Source organism: Phyllobacterium sp. A18/5-2 (assembly GCF_025452215.1).
GTDB lineage: Bacteria > Pseudomonadota > Alphaproteobacteria > Rhizobiales > Rhizobiaceae > Phyllobacterium > Phyllobacterium sophorae.
On the sequence record NZ_CP104967.1, the window covers coordinates 905004 to 919966 of the forward strand.

General features: G+C 58.4%; 11 protein-coding genes and 4 pseudogenes. 3 read left to right on the forward strand and 12 right to left on the reverse strand.

Annotated features, from left to right (window positions below; all coding sequences use genetic code 11):
• Window positions 1–26: 26 nt before the first annotated feature.
• The 3 genes and pseudogenes from N8E89_RS29500 to N8E89_RS22960 all read right to left on the reverse strand — a co-directional run bounded on the left by N8E89_RS29500 (window position 27) and on the right by N8E89_RS22960 (window position 1562).
• Window positions 27–173, reverse strand: a complete 147-nt coding sequence (locus tag N8E89_RS29500; protein WP_410010398.1) for a peptidoglycan-binding domain-containing protein — start codon at window positions 171–173, stop codon at window positions 27–29.
• Window positions 174–600: 427 nt separating this feature from the next.
• Window positions 601–763: pseudogene (locus N8E89_RS22955) on the reverse strand (winged helix-turn-helix transcriptional regulator); the annotation flags it as partial.
• Between the two features lie 205 nt (window positions 764–968).
• On the reverse strand, window positions 969–1562 hold the full coding sequence (locus N8E89_RS22960) for a TetR/AcrR family transcriptional regulator (protein ID WP_262262118.1): 594 nt from the start codon (window positions 1560–1562) through the stop codon (window positions 969–971).
• 98 nt (window positions 1563–1660) lie between these two features.
• Here N8E89_RS22960 and N8E89_RS22965 point away from each other — a divergent pair, with 98 nt between their 5' ends.
• Window positions 1661–2773 (forward strand): efflux RND transporter periplasmic adaptor subunit, encoded by a 1113-nt coding sequence (locus N8E89_RS22965; RefSeq protein WP_262262119.1) that lies wholly within the window; start codon window positions 1661–1663, stop codon window positions 2771–2773.
• A pseudogene (locus N8E89_RS22970) lies at window positions 2773–5884 on the forward strand (efflux RND transporter permease subunit). Before N8E89_RS22965 ends, N8E89_RS22970 begins: the two are co-directional and overlap by 1 nt.
• Before the next feature lie 165 nt (window positions 5885–6049).
• Here N8E89_RS22970 and N8E89_RS22975 read toward each other — a convergent pair.
• The 4 genes and pseudogenes from N8E89_RS22975 to N8E89_RS22990 all read right to left on the reverse strand — a co-directional run bounded on the left by N8E89_RS22975 (window position 6050) and on the right by N8E89_RS22990 (window position 10396).
• Complete coding sequence (locus N8E89_RS22975; protein ID WP_262262120.1) at window positions 6050–7750, reverse strand: FAD-dependent oxidoreductase; 1701 nt, start codon at window positions 7748–7750, stop codon at window positions 6050–6052.
• Window positions 7751–8189: 439 nt separating this feature from the next.
• A pseudogene (locus tag N8E89_RS22980) lies at window positions 8190–8342 on the reverse strand (NADP-dependent oxidoreductase); the annotation flags it as partial.
• Between the two features lie 110 nt (window positions 8343–8452).
• Window positions 8453–9547, reverse strand: a complete 1095-nt coding sequence (locus N8E89_RS22985; protein ID WP_262262122.1) for an alkene reductase — start codon at window positions 9545–9547, stop codon at window positions 8453–8455.
• 60 nt (window positions 9548–9607) lie between these two features.
• Window positions 9608–10396, reverse strand: coding sequence for an SDR family NAD(P)-dependent oxidoreductase (locus N8E89_RS22990; protein WP_262262123.1), 789 nt, complete (start codon window positions 10394–10396; stop codon window positions 9608–9610).
• A gap of 110 nt (window positions 10397–10506) precedes the next feature.
• Between N8E89_RS22990 and N8E89_RS22995 the strand changes: the two genes are divergently transcribed.
• A complete protein-coding gene (locus N8E89_RS22995) occupies window positions 10507–11070 on the forward strand; it encodes a TetR/AcrR family transcriptional regulator (protein ID WP_262262125.1) in 564 nt (187 codons plus the stop codon).
• Window positions 11071–11179: 109 nt separating this feature from the next.
• On the opposite strand, the gene N8E89_RS23000 is transcribed toward N8E89_RS22995, so the two are convergent.
• The 5 genes and pseudogenes from N8E89_RS23000 to N8E89_RS23020 form a co-directional block, all read right to left on the reverse strand.
• The gene (locus N8E89_RS23000; RefSeq protein ID WP_262262126.1) at window positions 11180–11428 is read right to left on the reverse strand and encodes a cold-shock protein; all 249 of its coding nucleotides are present in this window, start codon (window positions 11426–11428) and stop codon (window positions 11180–11182) included.
• Between the two features lie 207 nt (window positions 11429–11635).
• Window positions 11636–12991: pseudogene (locus N8E89_RS23005) on the reverse strand (tetratricopeptide repeat protein); the annotation flags it as partial.
• Between the two features lie 3 nt (window positions 12992–12994).
• Complete coding sequence (locus N8E89_RS23010) at window positions 12995–13549, reverse strand: DUF488 domain-containing protein (RefSeq protein ID WP_262262128.1); 555 nt, start codon at window positions 13547–13549, stop codon at window positions 12995–12997.
• 92 nt (window positions 13550–13641) lie between these two features.
• Window positions 13642–14646 carry a universal stress protein gene (locus N8E89_RS23015; RefSeq protein WP_262263301.1) on the reverse strand — a complete coding sequence of 335 codons (1005 nt, stop codon included), beginning with the start codon at window positions 14644–14646 and terminating at the stop codon, window positions 13642–13644.
• Window positions 14528–14914, reverse strand: coding sequence for a hypothetical protein (locus tag N8E89_RS23020; protein ID WP_262262129.1), 387 nt, complete (start codon window positions 14912–14914; stop codon window positions 14528–14530). Before N8E89_RS23020 ends, N8E89_RS23015 begins: the two co-directional genes overlap by 119 nt.
• Window positions 14915–14963 lie beyond the last annotated feature (49 nt).

Consider the following 14963-nt stretch of genomic DNA (forward strand, 5'->3'; position numbering starts at 1 on the left):
AAGGTGTGTCTTGTTGGCCGACTCTTTCAACGCGCCACGATTTTAAGAGCGTCTAGAGTTTGTGGCGTGATCGTTCCCGTTACCTTCAAGCCGTAGTCTTCTTGCAATTTGCGTAAGCTTGCGCGCGAGTCATTACCGAGGACGCCATCAATGGGGTCCCTGGTAATATCCAAACGCGGTCATGGCGAATTGGACTTCCTGGACGATCTCCTTGAACTTGTCGGTGTTACCGCGAAGGGGCCGCGGAACGACTGGTTGTTGTGCGGGTGCCATTCGAAGAAACCGCTGCATTCCGCCTTCATGCTGCGAGGTTCGCACATATCGGGATAGGCACGTTTCCAATCGGAAATCGTCGATGGCGCCAGTTCTCTGTATTCTGGAGACACCGTGCAGAGCGGAAAATTATAGAGCTTGGCCTCCAATCCGCGACTGCGGATGAGGTTCAACGCGGATCCAATTGACGCAAAGTCGGTGGAATTGTCGAAGAACAATTTGTCCCCGTTCTGTCGCCCATAACCGATGTTTTCCGGACCGGATCCCAAAGATTGATGGCGCAGATCTGAAAGTCCAGCAAATCCCCGCCACGGGTGTTCGGACAGTCTAGCCGCTCTTAGCCTTCCGCCCGCGCGAGCTCGGCTTTGCCGGCACGCTCTTTCCGTATTCGTTTCACCAAGCCGTCAAAGCCTCCAACGTGGGGCCGAGGTCCGCGTGCTTTTTCAGTTATTTCGTACTCGACCCGAGGCGGCACTTCCGGGAACACGGTCCAATCTGTCTTCTCGTTTAAAATTACGCACGACCCGACTTTCTGGCCGGCGATGCGGCCAGTGCTTGTTCTCGACATAAGCAGGTTTGTTCAGGCGTACGGAGAGCACTATCCGCCCGCACATTCGGGCGGGTGTCATTTGTCGAGCTCATGGCCTGGCCAGATAAACCAACCTTGCGGTGGCCATTGGCCGACAGCGGTCGCTTCAGGGGACACCTTCACCACTTGCAATACGCCTGACTTGGACAGCGGCTGCGCCGAGGATGCTTTGCGACAAATTCTCGTCTTCCAGAATCCGCGAGAGCGTGACGGCACCCACCATAAGGGAGAGTATCGCCATTGCCTTGCCGCTGGGACTGGAGCTCGAGCTCTTGGCGTCGTCCATCAGCTCATCCAGGATCTCAAAGTGAGCTCGGATCCCATCCTCAAATGGCCGCCTCACCTCTTCACTTTGCCGCGCAGCGTCCGATCCCAACGCCGCCAAAGGGCAACCGTCGGCCTTTTCTCCAAGATGTCCCGGTGAGAGGTAGAACTCCATGACTGCTTCGAGGGGATTGCAGCTGGTCGCGGCTGCTGTCAACCATCTGCGTGTGGCGCTTTCCATCGCGCGCCTTGATGCTTGTGCGGCAAGATCAGCTTTGGATTCGAACTGCTTATAGAACGCGCCCTGAGTAAAGCCGGCACCCTTCATCAGATCCTTGAGGCCAATACCATCGAAGCCGTGCTCTCGAAACAGACGGCTCGCGACGTTGATCACCGTTTCCCGATTTTCCTCAGCTTGTACGCGGCTCACTCTCATTTCGACCTCCTGTTAGATTTCATTTGACATCTATAGCGTAGTTAGATTTAGATCACAATCTAATTTGTGCAGATCGCTCGTCAAGTAGAGAATGTAAAATGAAACGCAAATACGTCCTGACTGTTGTGGGTCTCCTGGGAGTGGCGATGGCCGCCGGCATTTTCCTCGTTTCCGAAACCACTGAACGGAAAGCCGAAGCCGCAGATCCGAGGACGGTTGCACCGCTCGTAAGAGTGGCCGAGGCGAAAAAGACCGGAACGGCGGAGCGGTCGTTTACCGGGAATGTCGCTTCGCGAGTACAGAGCAATCTCGGGTTTCGGGTTCCGGGTAAGATCGTCCAGCGGATGGTCGATGTGGGTCAGCAGGTGAGACAAGGCCAGGCCCTGATGCGCATCGATGAAACCGATCTCCAACTCGCGCTTACAGCAAAGCGCAATGCGGTCATCGCAGCGCGGGCTGTCCTGATCCAGGTGCAAGCAGATGAGAAACGCTATGCGGCGCTGGTGAAGAATGGCTTGGCTGCGACCCCACAGCGATATGAACAGGCGAAAGCCGCCCTCGACACGGCCTCGGCCCAGCTTGCCGCGGCTGAAGCTGACGCCAAGGTGGCAGAAAACGCAGCCACCTATACGGTTCTTCTTGCAGATTCGGATGGAACAGTCGTCGAGACGCTTGGAGACCCCGGGCAGGTCGTGGCAGCGGGCCAGACGGTCGTTCAACTCGCGCAGGCTGGTCCGCGTGAAGCCGTTGTTTGGCTACCTGAGACTTTGCGGCCCGATATAGGATCCGAAGCGCTGGCAAGTGTCTACGGAGGCGACGGTCTCAGCGGAAAGGCCCGTTTGCGACAGATCTCCGATGCCGCCGATCCGCAAACCCGTACTTACGAGGCGCGCTACGTTCTCGATGGCGCCGCCGCCTCTGCCCCGCTCGGTTCGACGGTGACGATTAAAATCCTGGACGCGCACAGGCAGTCGGAGGTCGCTGTTCCGGTGGGCGCCATCCTGGACAACGGTAGTCAAACAGGTGTTTGGGTTGTCAACGGTGCCACGTCCACCGTGAAGTTCACGCCAGTCGAAGTTAAACAGATCAGCGAGGAGACGGCATTTATTACCGGTATTGGCATTGGTGAGAAGATTGTCGCTCTGGGGTCACATCTTCTGGAAAATGGCGCAGCCGTCAGAATTGCCTCGCAGCAAGAGGTGACAGAATAATGAGCTTCAATCTCTCAGCTCTCGCCGTTCGCGAACGCGCCGTTACCTTATTCTTTATCGTTCTGTTGGCGGCTGCAGGCGTCTACGCCTTCGTCAAACTGGGACGCGCCGAGGATCCTTCTTTCACCATCAAGACCCTGACGGTCACTTCAGTCTGGCCGGGTGCCACTGCGCGTGAAATGCAGGATCTTGTCGCTGAGCCACTTGAGAAGCGCATCCAGGAACTCACCTGGTATGATCGTGTCGAAACGATAACGCGGCCTGGCTACGCCTTCCTCACCGTGACTTTGAAGGATAGCATGCCGCCGGCCGCCGTCGACGAAGAGTTCTATCAGGCGCGCAAGAAGCTTAGCGACGAAGCCCGCAATCTCCCTCCAGGCGTCATGGGTCCCTTCGTCAACGATGAGTATTCCGATGTGAGCTTCGGCCTCTATGCCCTGAAGGCGAAGGGGATGCCGATGCGCGACCTCGTGCGACAGGCGGAGGTCATCCGTCAGGATCTCCTGCATGTTCCGGGTGTCAAGAAAATCAACATTATCGGGGAGCGCCCCGAACAGATATTCGTCGAATTTTCCTATGCCAAGCTCGCAACACTTGGAATATCGGCCACCGATATCGCCGCGGCTTTGCAAAGACAGAATACGGTCACGCCAGCTGGCTCCATCGATACGCGTGGGCCACAGATCTTCATCCGTTTCGACGGAGCCTATAACAGCGTGCAGGCGATTGCCGATACGCCGATCGTAGCGGCTGGACGGACGCTAAAGCTCTCCGATTTAGCGGATGTGCGGCGCGGTTATGAGGATCCCGCGACCTACATCATCCGCCATGAGGGCGAGCCCACAATCATGCTGGGTGCCGTAATGCAACAGGGCTGGAATGGTCTTGATCTCGGCAAGGCGCTTGAAGCGCGATCCGCCGCGATCGAGCAGACACTGCCGCTGGGCATGACGCTTACCAAAGTCAGCGATCAGGCCGTCAATATCGAAGAGGCGGTTGGCGAATTCATGCTCAAGTTCGCAATGGCGCTTGGCGTCGTGCTGTTTGTGAGCCTGGTAGCCCTCGGCTGGCGCGTCGGCATTGTTGTCGCGCTTGCCGTGCCGTTGACGCTTGCCGTTGTCTTTCTCATTATGCTGGAAACCGGCCGGTTCTTTGATCGCATCACGCTCGGCGCGTTGATCCTTGCGCTGGGCCTTCTCGTGGACGACGCCATCATCGCCATTGAGGTGATGGTGGTGAAGATGGAGGAGGGCATGGACCGCATCATGGCGGCCGCTTATGCGTGGAGCCATACGGCGGCGCCAATGCTGTCCGGCACTCTCGTCACAATCATCGGGCTGATGCCCGTGGGCTTTGCAAGATCAACTGCAGGTGAATACGCCGGCAACATTTTCTGGGTTGTGGGCTTCGCGCTGATCGTTTCATGGTTTGTTGCCGTGATCTTCACGCCGTACCTCGGGGTAAAAATGTTGCCCGACATTAAACCAGTCGAGGGCGGACATCACGCCATCTATGATACGCCGAATTATCGTCGCCTGCGCTCCCTCATCGAGTTCGCGGTTCGTCATAAATTCATGACCTGCGCCGTGGTTGGCATCGCGATGGCCGCCTCGGTCGTCGGGATGGGAGGTGTAAAGCAGCAGTTCTTCCCGACATCGGATCGGCCCGAGGTGCTGGTCGAAGTTCGCATGCCCGAAGGCACAAGCATCGAAACCACGACAGCCGCAGTGGAGAAAGTCGAAGGTTGGCTGCAAGCGCAGCCGGAAACAAAAATCGTCACCAGCTATGTAGGGCAGGGCGCGCCCCGCTTCTTCTTTGCCATGGCACCTGAATTGCCCGACCCTGCCTTCGCCAAGGTCGTTGTGCTTACCCCCGATGCGCACGCACGCGAGGCTTTGAAGCATCGTCTGCGAGCCGCCGTCTCGGAGGGGCTTGTTCCTGAGGCATCTGTGCGCGTAACGCAGCTTGTCTTCGGGCCCTACACGCCGTTCCCTGTCGAGTTCCGGATCATGGGACCGGATCCGGATGAACTTTACAAAATCTCCGAGCAAGCTTTGGCAATTATGAAAGGTGTGCCCGATGTTCGGCAGGCCAACCGGGATTGGGGCAACCGAACTCCGGTGCTACGGTTCGTCCCCGACCAGGATCGGCTCAATCTGATCGGTCTCTCACCCTCTGAGGCAGCCCAGCAGATGCAGTTGCTGCTCAGCGGCATCCCGGTTACCCAAGTACGCGACAACATCCGCAATGTTCCCGTTGTCGCACGTAGCGCCGGCGAGAACCGCCTCGATCCATCACGGCTTGCCGACTTTTCACTGATGAGCAGGAATGGCCGCCAGGTTCCACTCGATCAGATCGGCCATTCCGAGATCCGGTTTGAGGAGCCGATCCTGAAACGCCGCGACCGCACGCCGGTGATCACGATAAGATCCGATATCAACGAGGCGAGCGCAACCCCCGGAGGTCTCACAGCAGGTCATGAAGGCACTACAGCCACTGATCGCATCGCTTCCCGTCGGCTACCGCATCGAAATGGGCGGCAACATCGAGGAATCCCTCAAGGCCAATGTCGCACTCGTCAAGATATTTCCGGCCATGATTGCAGCCATGTTGATCGTCATCATCCTCCAGGTTCGCAGCCTGTCAACGATGACGATGGTCATGTTGACTGCGCCACTCGGACTTGCGGGGGTGGTCCCGACGTTGCTTCTCTTCAATCAGCCTTTCGGCTTCAACGCCATTCTCGGATTGATCGGATTGGCAGGTATCCTCATGCGCAACACGTTGATCCTGACAGAACAAATCAAGGAAAATCAAGCTGCCGGTCTCGATGACTATCACGCCGTGATTGAAGCGACGGTGCAGCGGACGCGCCCTGTCATCCTGACTGCACTGGCTGCCATTCTCGCCTTCATACCCTTAACTCATTCGGTGTTCTGGGGATCGATGGCCTATACGTTGATTGGCGGTACGGCTGCGGGCACCGTGATGATCCTGCTCTTCCTTCCAGCTCTGTACGCGGTGTGGTTCCGGATCAAGCCAACGAAAGAAGACAGCCACGGGGAAACGATTGAAGGACTGGCACCACGGAGGGCAATGGCCGCGGAGTAGGGCACTTTGTATGCAAGAGATTCTCCGGTGGCTTTCTCATGCCTACTGATGTTTGCGGAGCTTTCACCGGCCATCGTGTCCGCTGCACCTGATTGCGTTGTGACGAGGCTTCATCTCGGGATCTGCTGTGTTAGCTCGACGATCGGTAAGCCATTTCTCACTTGCCTAAACCGGGATAGGCGAAGGCGCCAGGGCCGACGTGCCTCCCACATTTTGCACCAAGAAAGAATGGATCTGCGCGATGACGGCCGCGCCCTCACCGACCGCGGCCGCAACCCGCTTGGTGGAGCCGGCCCGTGCGTCTCCGACGGCAAAGATGCCAGGGCAACTCGTTTCCAGCGGCAGTCGCTCGCCATGACCGATGCGGTCCCCCGTGAGAACGAAACCCTTTTCATCGAGCGCGACACAGCCGTCAAGCCAGTTGGTATTGGGGTCAGCGCCAATGAACAGGAAGAGATGGCGCGACGCACACTCCTCCGTTTCGCCGGTTCGGGCGTTACGGAAGGTGGCCCCGGTCAAACCTCGATCTCGGTCGCCATGCAAGCCCACAATCTCGCTGCCCACGTGGAGTTCGACATTGGGCAATGCCGCGATCCGGTCGATCAGATACTGTGACATGGTCTGCTCGAGCGGTCGTCGGACCACGTGGTGCAGGTGCCTGACCTGCGGTGCGAGGTAGGCGACGGCTTGGCCGGCCGAGTTTCCACCGCCCACGAGAGTGATTTCCTCTCCGGTGCACAGGCGGGCCTCGATCGGCGATGCCCAGTAGGAGACGCCAGCCCCTTCCAGCTCTTCGACATTGATGATATCAGGCCGACGGTAGCGCGCTCCCGACGCGATCACGATGGAACGCGCTCGTGCGGTATATCCATTGCTGAGCTCGAGTGAGAATGGAGCTTCCGACTCAGGTCCATGACAGCACAGCTTTCCGACGGTCAGCGGGATCGCGAGCTCGGCACCGAATTTGGTGGCCTGATTGAAGGCACGGCCCGCAAGAGCCTGCCCGGAGATACCAGTGGGGAAGCCGAGATAATTTTCGATCCGGGCGGATGCTCCCGCCTGTCCGCCGAAAGCCCGCAAATCGAGAACCAGCACAGACAGTCCCTCGGATGCCCCATAGACAGCGGTGGCCAGTCCGGCCGGTCCCGCGCCGACGACTGCCACGTCATAGACATTCTTTGGATCGAGATCCGGCATGATGCCTAGACATGACGCAGCATCCGCGTCGCTCGGATTTCTGAGCAATGTGCCGTTTGGACAAATCATCAACGGCAAATCTTCAGGTGCGATGCCGAGGCGTTCGACCAGCTCGCGCCCCTCTAGCTCGCATGCGGCGATGAGGGCGTGGGGATAGCCGTTGCGGGTGAGAAATCCAGACAACCTCACGATGTCGGGAGCATCCCGGCGTCCAACCAGAATCGACCCTGCGCCGCCGGCCAGACCTTCTTCGATCAGCGAGACGCGACGGAGGATGTAGGCGCGCATGATCGCTTCACCAACATCCGCCGACCCGATGACTAGCGCGCGGAGATGTGGCGCATCGAAGGGTAGCGCAATTACGCCCTTCTCGCCGGCGACCACCGATGCCAGGGTTGCATGACCGGACAACTGATTGGTCTCGCCGGTGAACTGGCCGGGACCATAGGTGGCGATCAGGGAGGACTTGCCAGCGGCGCCGCGCTGAATTGCATCGGCCGAGCCCTCTAGAATAAGCCAGGCAGGGACGTTGCGGGTACCGATTTCATAGAGGATGTCGCCTGGGCCAAAGCGGCTCGGCTCACCGCTCGTGAAGCGTCGAGCCATCCCAATTTGGAAAGCCGAGAGTGTTGGATATGCTTGCTCCCGCCGAGCATCGCTGATCGCCATCGTGTGAACTCCATATCGGCCTATGCTCGTGGGTGACGGCATCCCGATGATCTGGTCAGTTTATCCCGTGCGCTACAAAAGCCAACACTTTCCGCGGGGCTCTCTACCTGATGACATTTTCTACGCATCCCATGGCCGAGCGCCAAGGCGAAGACCACGCTTTCATCAGTCTGCTTCGTTCGTGCAACGCACCACGGCAGCGCATTGACTGCGATAGGTATTCTCCAACATTCCTCCCTCCATTCGTAATGTCTGTGCGGATGGCGCCGATCCGGCCAACGTCCTACCGCACCTTCGTTGTTCAGGCAGATAGTCAAGTTCGGCGACCAGTCCCGAAACCCCGGGTCCCGCGGGGTAGCGGCAACCTTGCCCCTGAATACTCCGCCCGGCGTGCCTCGCTGACAGATTGCTTCAGAGCGGCGAAATGCACGCGGTTGGGCTTGAACTCTCCATCCCGGTCTTGGAATTCAGAAGGTTGAGTCCAGCGGCGTGGATCTCGATCAGAACATCGTCATCCCGCAACGTCGGCTCCGGCATGTCGCCGAAACGCAGGGCGCCGTTCTTTTGTATTATCGAGGATGAATGCTTTCAGATGATCTGTTCTCCAGTTTCCAGGCAACACCCGCCTCCGGTTGGAGAGCCGCTATCGCAGAATGTGTCGATGAGGGGCGGGGCCGCGCCTAAGCGCGGCACCCGGCGGGATCAGCGGCGACTTGCGGCTGCGATGGCAGGATAGTCGGTATAGCCCGCGGCGCCACCGCCATAGATCGTGGCAGGATTGGTCTGTGCCAGCGGCGCGCCGGTTTGCAGTCGATCCACCAGGTCGGGATTGGCGATAAAGGGCCGGCCGAAGGCGAACAGGTCCGCCTGACCGCCAATGAGGTGCGACGTGGCAAGCTCGAGATTGTAGCCGTTATTGGCAATATAGGTGTTGCTGAAGCGGCGGCGGAGCGAGCCGAAGTCGAACGGCGTGACATCGCGCGGTCCACCCGTGGCGCCCTCGACGACATGAATGTAGACGATGCCCAAGGCGTCGAGTTGATCGACGATGTAGTCAAACTGCGCCTGGGGGTCACTGCTCGAAACGCCATTGGCGGGCGAGACGGGCGAAATCCGGATTCCGGTGCGCTCGGCGCCGATCTCCTCGACCACTGCAGCCGTAACCTCCAGCATCAGCCGGGCCCGGTTCTCGATCGATCCGCCATACGCGTCCGTCCGGACGTTGGCGCCATCCTTGGCAAACTGGTCTAGAAGGTAGCCGTTGGCGCCGTGGACTTCCACGCCATCGAAGCCCGCCGCAACGGCGTTTGCAGCTGCTTTGCGGAACCCGTCCACGATGCCCGGCAGCTCATGCAGTTTGAGTGCGCGCGGCTCCGAGACATCAGCGAAGCCATCGTTGACGAACGTCTTGGTTTCAGCCCGCATCGCCGAAGGCGCAACCGGCGCAGCGCCGTTTTCCTGAAGGTCGATGTGGCTGACACGGCCGACATGCCAGAGCTGCAGGAAAATCCGCCCGCCCTTAGCGTGCACGGCGGTCGTGACCTTGCGCCAGCCTTCGATCTGGGCCTGGGAATAGATGCCGGGCGTGTCCTGGTATCCCTGTCCCTGCTGCGAGATTTGCGTCGCCTCCGAAATCAGCAGGCCGGCCGACGCGCGCTGGCCGTAATACTCTGCGGTGAGATCGCCTGGAACGAAGCCCGGGCCAGCGCGATTGCGCGTCAGGGGCGCCATGACGATACGATTTGAGAGAGTTAGCGAGCCGAGAGTATAGGGCTCAAACAGCGTTTTGTTTGTCATAACTTACCTTTGCTTGTCCCCGCCGCAGCGGGTCGTTGATCGAAATGATCTCGTTGGTACTCAGGCGACGGTGCGGTACCGCTCGGCGGGATGCTGATTCCCATAGTTTGGAAGCATGGCCTGGCGCGCGGCCTCCAGCGCATCCCACTGACCGGCATCGGGAAGCGGGGGAATGGTTACCGGTTCGCGGCGGTCGAACCCAACCAGCGCCGCATCCACCAGATCGTCCACCTCCATCACGTTGGAAAGCGTGTTGACGTCGGCGCCGACGTGCTCCCATATCTCGGTTCGCGTCGTGGCGGGAAGCACGGCCTGTACGTAAACTCCTTTCGGCGCGAGCTCGAGGCTGAGACCCTGCGACAGAAACAGAACGAAGGCCTTGGTTGCGCCGTAGACCGTCATGCCGAACTCCGGAGCCAGGCCGACAACGGAGCCGATGTTGACGATTGCTCCTTCGCCGGCCTTTGCAAGTCGCGGAGCGATGGCGCTGGCAAGCCGCAGAAGCGCTGTCGTGTTGAGCGCAACGAGCCGCGCGACGACATCGGTGCTCTGCTCGATGAAGCTTCCGGCAATGGCCGTTCCGGCATTGTTGACAAGGATCCCGATGCGGGCGTCATCGCGCAGTCTCGTCTCTACCGTCGCAAGGTCGGCAGGCTGTGTAAGATCAGCCTGGATGATGTCGATCGCCACGCCATGTTCCTGACGCAGACGGGAGGCCAAAGCCTCCATTCGTGCCACGTCACGGGCAACCAGCACGAGGCCGTGCCCGCGGCGCGCGAAGCGCTGGGCATAGGAGGCGCCGATGCCGGTGGAGGCGCCGGTGATGAGAACTGACGGAATGGTGGTCATGGCATTGCTCTTTTCTCTGATGGAACCTATAATCATGACGGGTATCATAATTGCATCTAAATATGATAGTCATCATGTAAATGTCAATGGAACTAGCGGAGAATTTTGAAATGAAGGTCAGTCGAGAGCAGATGGCAGAGAACCGCCGCCGGATTCTGGATGTTGCCAGCCGGCTGTTTCGCGACAAGGGGTTCGATGCGGTCAGCGTGGCGGAGGTGATGAATGCCGCCGGGCTCACCCACGGCGGCTTCTATGGCCATTTCAGTTCGAAGGACGATTTGATCGCGCACACCCTTGCCCACGTCCTCGCTGCGGACGAGGGCGGAGGGAAAGATTTGCACGCGTATGTGGATGCCTATCTTTCGCCCCGGCATCGCGACAACGCCGCCGGTGGTTGCCCAACGGCGGGTCTTGCTGCGGCCATCCGCCATCAGACCCCGGCTGCACGCTCAGCCATGACCGAAGGCCTTCGCTCGCAGATCGACCGTATCGGCAAGGCGCTCCCGGAGTTGGATGCAGCAGACAGACGACGGGTGGCGATCGGAAGCTTTGCGGCAATGGTAGGGGCAGTGATCCTCGCACGGGCGATTGACGATCCGGCGCTTTCGGATGAAGTGCTGGAACGGACGCGTTCCTGGATCGATACCGGCATCAGCCAAGTGTCTGCCAACTAGGCGCCTGCGGCAGGAATGCACTTGTCAAGAGCGTGTCGCTCGGCACTTCAATGTAAGAATGCGGTGGTTTCAGTCGAGTTTGGCATTAAAAAGTGAGACTCCAGTGAACTCAGAATCTCACGTGTGAAGCGGCCGTTTGGTGCAGAATTCTCAAAAAACTGCACGCTCTCAAATTAAGTGCAAAGCTAACTCGTTGAAACTCCTCACCGATATCGTAGCTCAAGTTCTGTCCTTCACTCAGCGAGCTGCCGCCCTCCAAAGCAGACACGTGTACGAACACGTCAGCTCCTCCATTTTGGGGTGTGATGAAGCCAAAACCTTTGTCTCCATTGAAAAACTTAACCGTGCCAGTGGGCATAAACAGATCCTCGACGCTTTCACGGCTGATCGCCGCATCCAAAACCTTTAAGGCGGCGAAGTGTCATCCCCAATCTAATCATTTGGTTTGGATCTGAGCTCAGCCGATGACGGCAAAATCGAACACCTGCTGCGGAATTGTCCGTGCGGGATTGGGCTTGTGAACTATATCACGCGCTTCTCATTAAGGCATCGGCCGCGGAGCGCGTCAGACTGTCAGTCCCGCCTTGCGGAGTCCTTCAACGCGGTGCTCAAAGTCCACAGGATTCCGGAAGGGAAGGACGCGGCGGCGGCGCTCGATAGAGAAGGCGGGATTCAGCTGGAGCGCTTGCTCCCACGCCCGCCGGCTCTCCTCCGGTCGTCCGAGGTGGCCATAACAGGACGCGAGCAGAGCCTGGGCGGTCTCTGACTGAGGATTTCGTGCGAGCCGCTGCTCGAGCGCGATCATCGCTTGCTCATAATCGCCGAGGGAAAAGCGCGCATCGGCGAGAAATTGGAGCAGGACTTCCGGGTAGTGCGGGTCCAACAGCATCGAAGCATCAAGTGTCTCGAGCGCACCTGCTGGATCACCCGAGAATATCTGGATATGGGCCATCAACATGAGGAGGTCGATTGAGTTGGGCGAAAGCGCAAGGCCACGTTGCACCTCCGCCCGCGCACGGTCCAGGTCGCGGCTCCACATGCAAGCCATGCCCAACGCGAAGTGACCGTCGGGCTGTTCTTCGTCCATCGCTACGGCTTGCTGTGCGAGCTCCAGTCCCGTCCGTAGTGAGTGCTCAGGATCGGTGCTCCAGGCGTTGATGTAGTCGAGTACATGGGTGAAGGCGATAAGTGCGTGGGCCGCCTCAAATCCTGGATCGACGGCGATGGCCGCTCCTGCCAAATTGCGCGCCGCGATGTTTCCGGTTCGGGTGCAAGTCAAACTCTGTTCCCGACTGCGCAAGAAGAACTCGTACGCCTCGACGTTCACCGCGCGATCACGGGCTAGCTGAGCCTGTTCGCTAACCGTCAGCTTGAGCCTGAGCGCAGCCACGATCTCTTGCGTAATTTCGTCCTGAACCGCGAAAATATCGGTGAGGTCGCGATCGAATCGGTTGGCCCAGACATGTCCGCCGCTGCTTGAATCGATCAATTGGGCTGTGACACGCACCCGGTTGCCCGCCTTGCGCACGCTGCCCTCGAGCACGTAGCGGACGCCAAGCGCCTTGGCCACGTCCGGGACGGAGACTGCTGCCTTCTTGTATACGAAAGACGAGTTGCGGGCGATCACGTGCAACTCGGACAGCCTCGAGAGGTCCGTAATAATGTCTTCGCTTATGCCGTCGGAGAAATACTCCTGTTCGGCATCGCCGCTCATGTTGTTGAACGCAAGTACGGCGATGGAGGGATTATCAGGAACGGGCGGCAACGCCGAAGGTCCTGCCGCCGCGTGCGTCTTCGCTGGTGCCGCGGATTTCGCCTGAGCGGCGATGCCTACTTGCAGCGAATAAACCCGGACCGGATCAGCGATGTTCTTGAGCTGCACCGCGCCGCGATCATCGATCGCGAGATCGAGCCGCTGCCGAGATCAGTCTTCCGCGGCGCACTTTTCTGAGACAGCAGGATAGAGCACGCCGCCGTCTCGGATAAACGCGCCGGGCGTCAGTCTTGCCGGCTCGATTCTGTCTTCGCTCATGAGATGGAAGACCGTTTCGCCCGAAGCAAGAAGATAATCCGATACGATTCTGCGATGGCAGCGCCACCAGACGACCTCGGCGCACATTACCGCGCATCGTCTTTCTCGCCCAAGAGCGACAAGTTTGCTTAGCCCGTTCCGAAACCCGTCCGACAAGGCATAGTCCGCGTAATTATGGAAACTATCGTTTATCCAATAGGCATTTGTTTCGGGAGGCACCTCATGCGATTTGGGACGAAGTCCGCCAAGTTCGGCTATATACTCATAACCGATTTGAAACGGGACGAGGCTCTCCGGCAACGTATCCCCATTGTATTGAGGATTGGTTCGCGAACGCGGAACGGTCCTGATATCTGCGATGAGATCAACGTGCGCCAACCTAAGCAAACGCACGAATTGCGCAATTGTTCGCGTCGAGTGGCCGATCGTGTAAAACGGGACGTTCATTTTAAGGTTCCTTGCTACGGCTTTGACCTCCTCGCCCAGGCTTTGTGCTGAAACCATCAAGATCCAGCCGACATCTTCTATGTTGATGCGATTCAACTTGACATGAATCGACTGAAACCATCTTCGTTGAGCAATGAGCGGGTGACACCACCAAAAATTAGTTCCTTCAATCTGCTGTGGCCGTATGCGCCAGATACAACGAGTTCCGCATTAACTTGTCTGGCGAAACTGATCAGGCTTTCGCTTTCATGCTTATCCTTGATGATTTCGCTGCGCGCCTTTATGCCATGCCGCAACAAGAATGCTGTAACGTCATCAATGCTCTCTTGCGTGAGCATGTCGGCATCACGATTAATTGTCACGACACTGACCTGGCTCGCCTGAAGCAATAACGGAAGTGCGTCAGCGACAGCCCGGCGGGCCTCACGTGTGTCCTTCCATGCAACCAGTGCTGGGCTTGCGAAGATGCGTTTGGCACTTTGTGTCGCCACTAGAATTGGTCGCCCTGCCTGCAGGACAAGATCGCCAAGATTGATGGAACGATTGGGTCTGATTAATTCCGAACTGTTGTTATTGCCCGTTACGATCAGATCAGCCACGCGTGCGCTTTCGATCAGAAGCCGGGTCGGGTTAACAACCGCTTCGCGCCATTCGTGCGAGGTTGTTGTTCCAGCAAACGCGTCGAACTCATGATGCAATTTTGTCAGGCGCGTCTCGACGTCCTCCCGCTCGCGCCGCATCGTTTCACCGTCAATCATGATGCCGTCTGGTGTCCCCACGGGAGTTGTGATGTCGGCGGCGCAAAATCCAACGAGGTGCGCATTGAAATGTCCGGCCAGATTGACGGAAAAATCCATAAGCGCCGCAGCTGAACCGTTGAAATCAAAATTGAAATTGGCAAGTATCGTTTTATAGGACACAGCTGTTCCTCCGTATTGGGACTGAGTCGTTCGGCTCGTCCCCGGGCCAGGCCAATAGTCACGGCTTCTCAACGAGGGTAATTCGGTAGGTGTGCATCGTTTCTTTGCTGCGGATCGAGATGTATTCGCCCCAAATGAAATGTTCGCCGCTCCAGCGGAAAGCAAATTCGTCATCAGCGTCACCATCTCTATATTCAATGTACCACTGGCCACCGGGCTTGCGGCGCAACAGGCCGTGCAGATCCTCACGGTTTGGCCGAAAGCGGCGGACGCGGCACAAAAGCTTATGGTTTCTCCATTCTGCCGGATCGAGGCGTCCGGTCTCGTCGAGCGGGAGCAAGAGGTCATAACCTTCGTTCGGATCGCCTGCCGGAAACCCTTTTTCTCTGGCCAGCACCATGCGTACGCGGCGGAATTTGGAGGTCAGTTCTTTGGTCTCGCTCATGGCAAATCTCCTTGTTCGGGGATCGAACCCATTTTCGAACCGCTGGCAG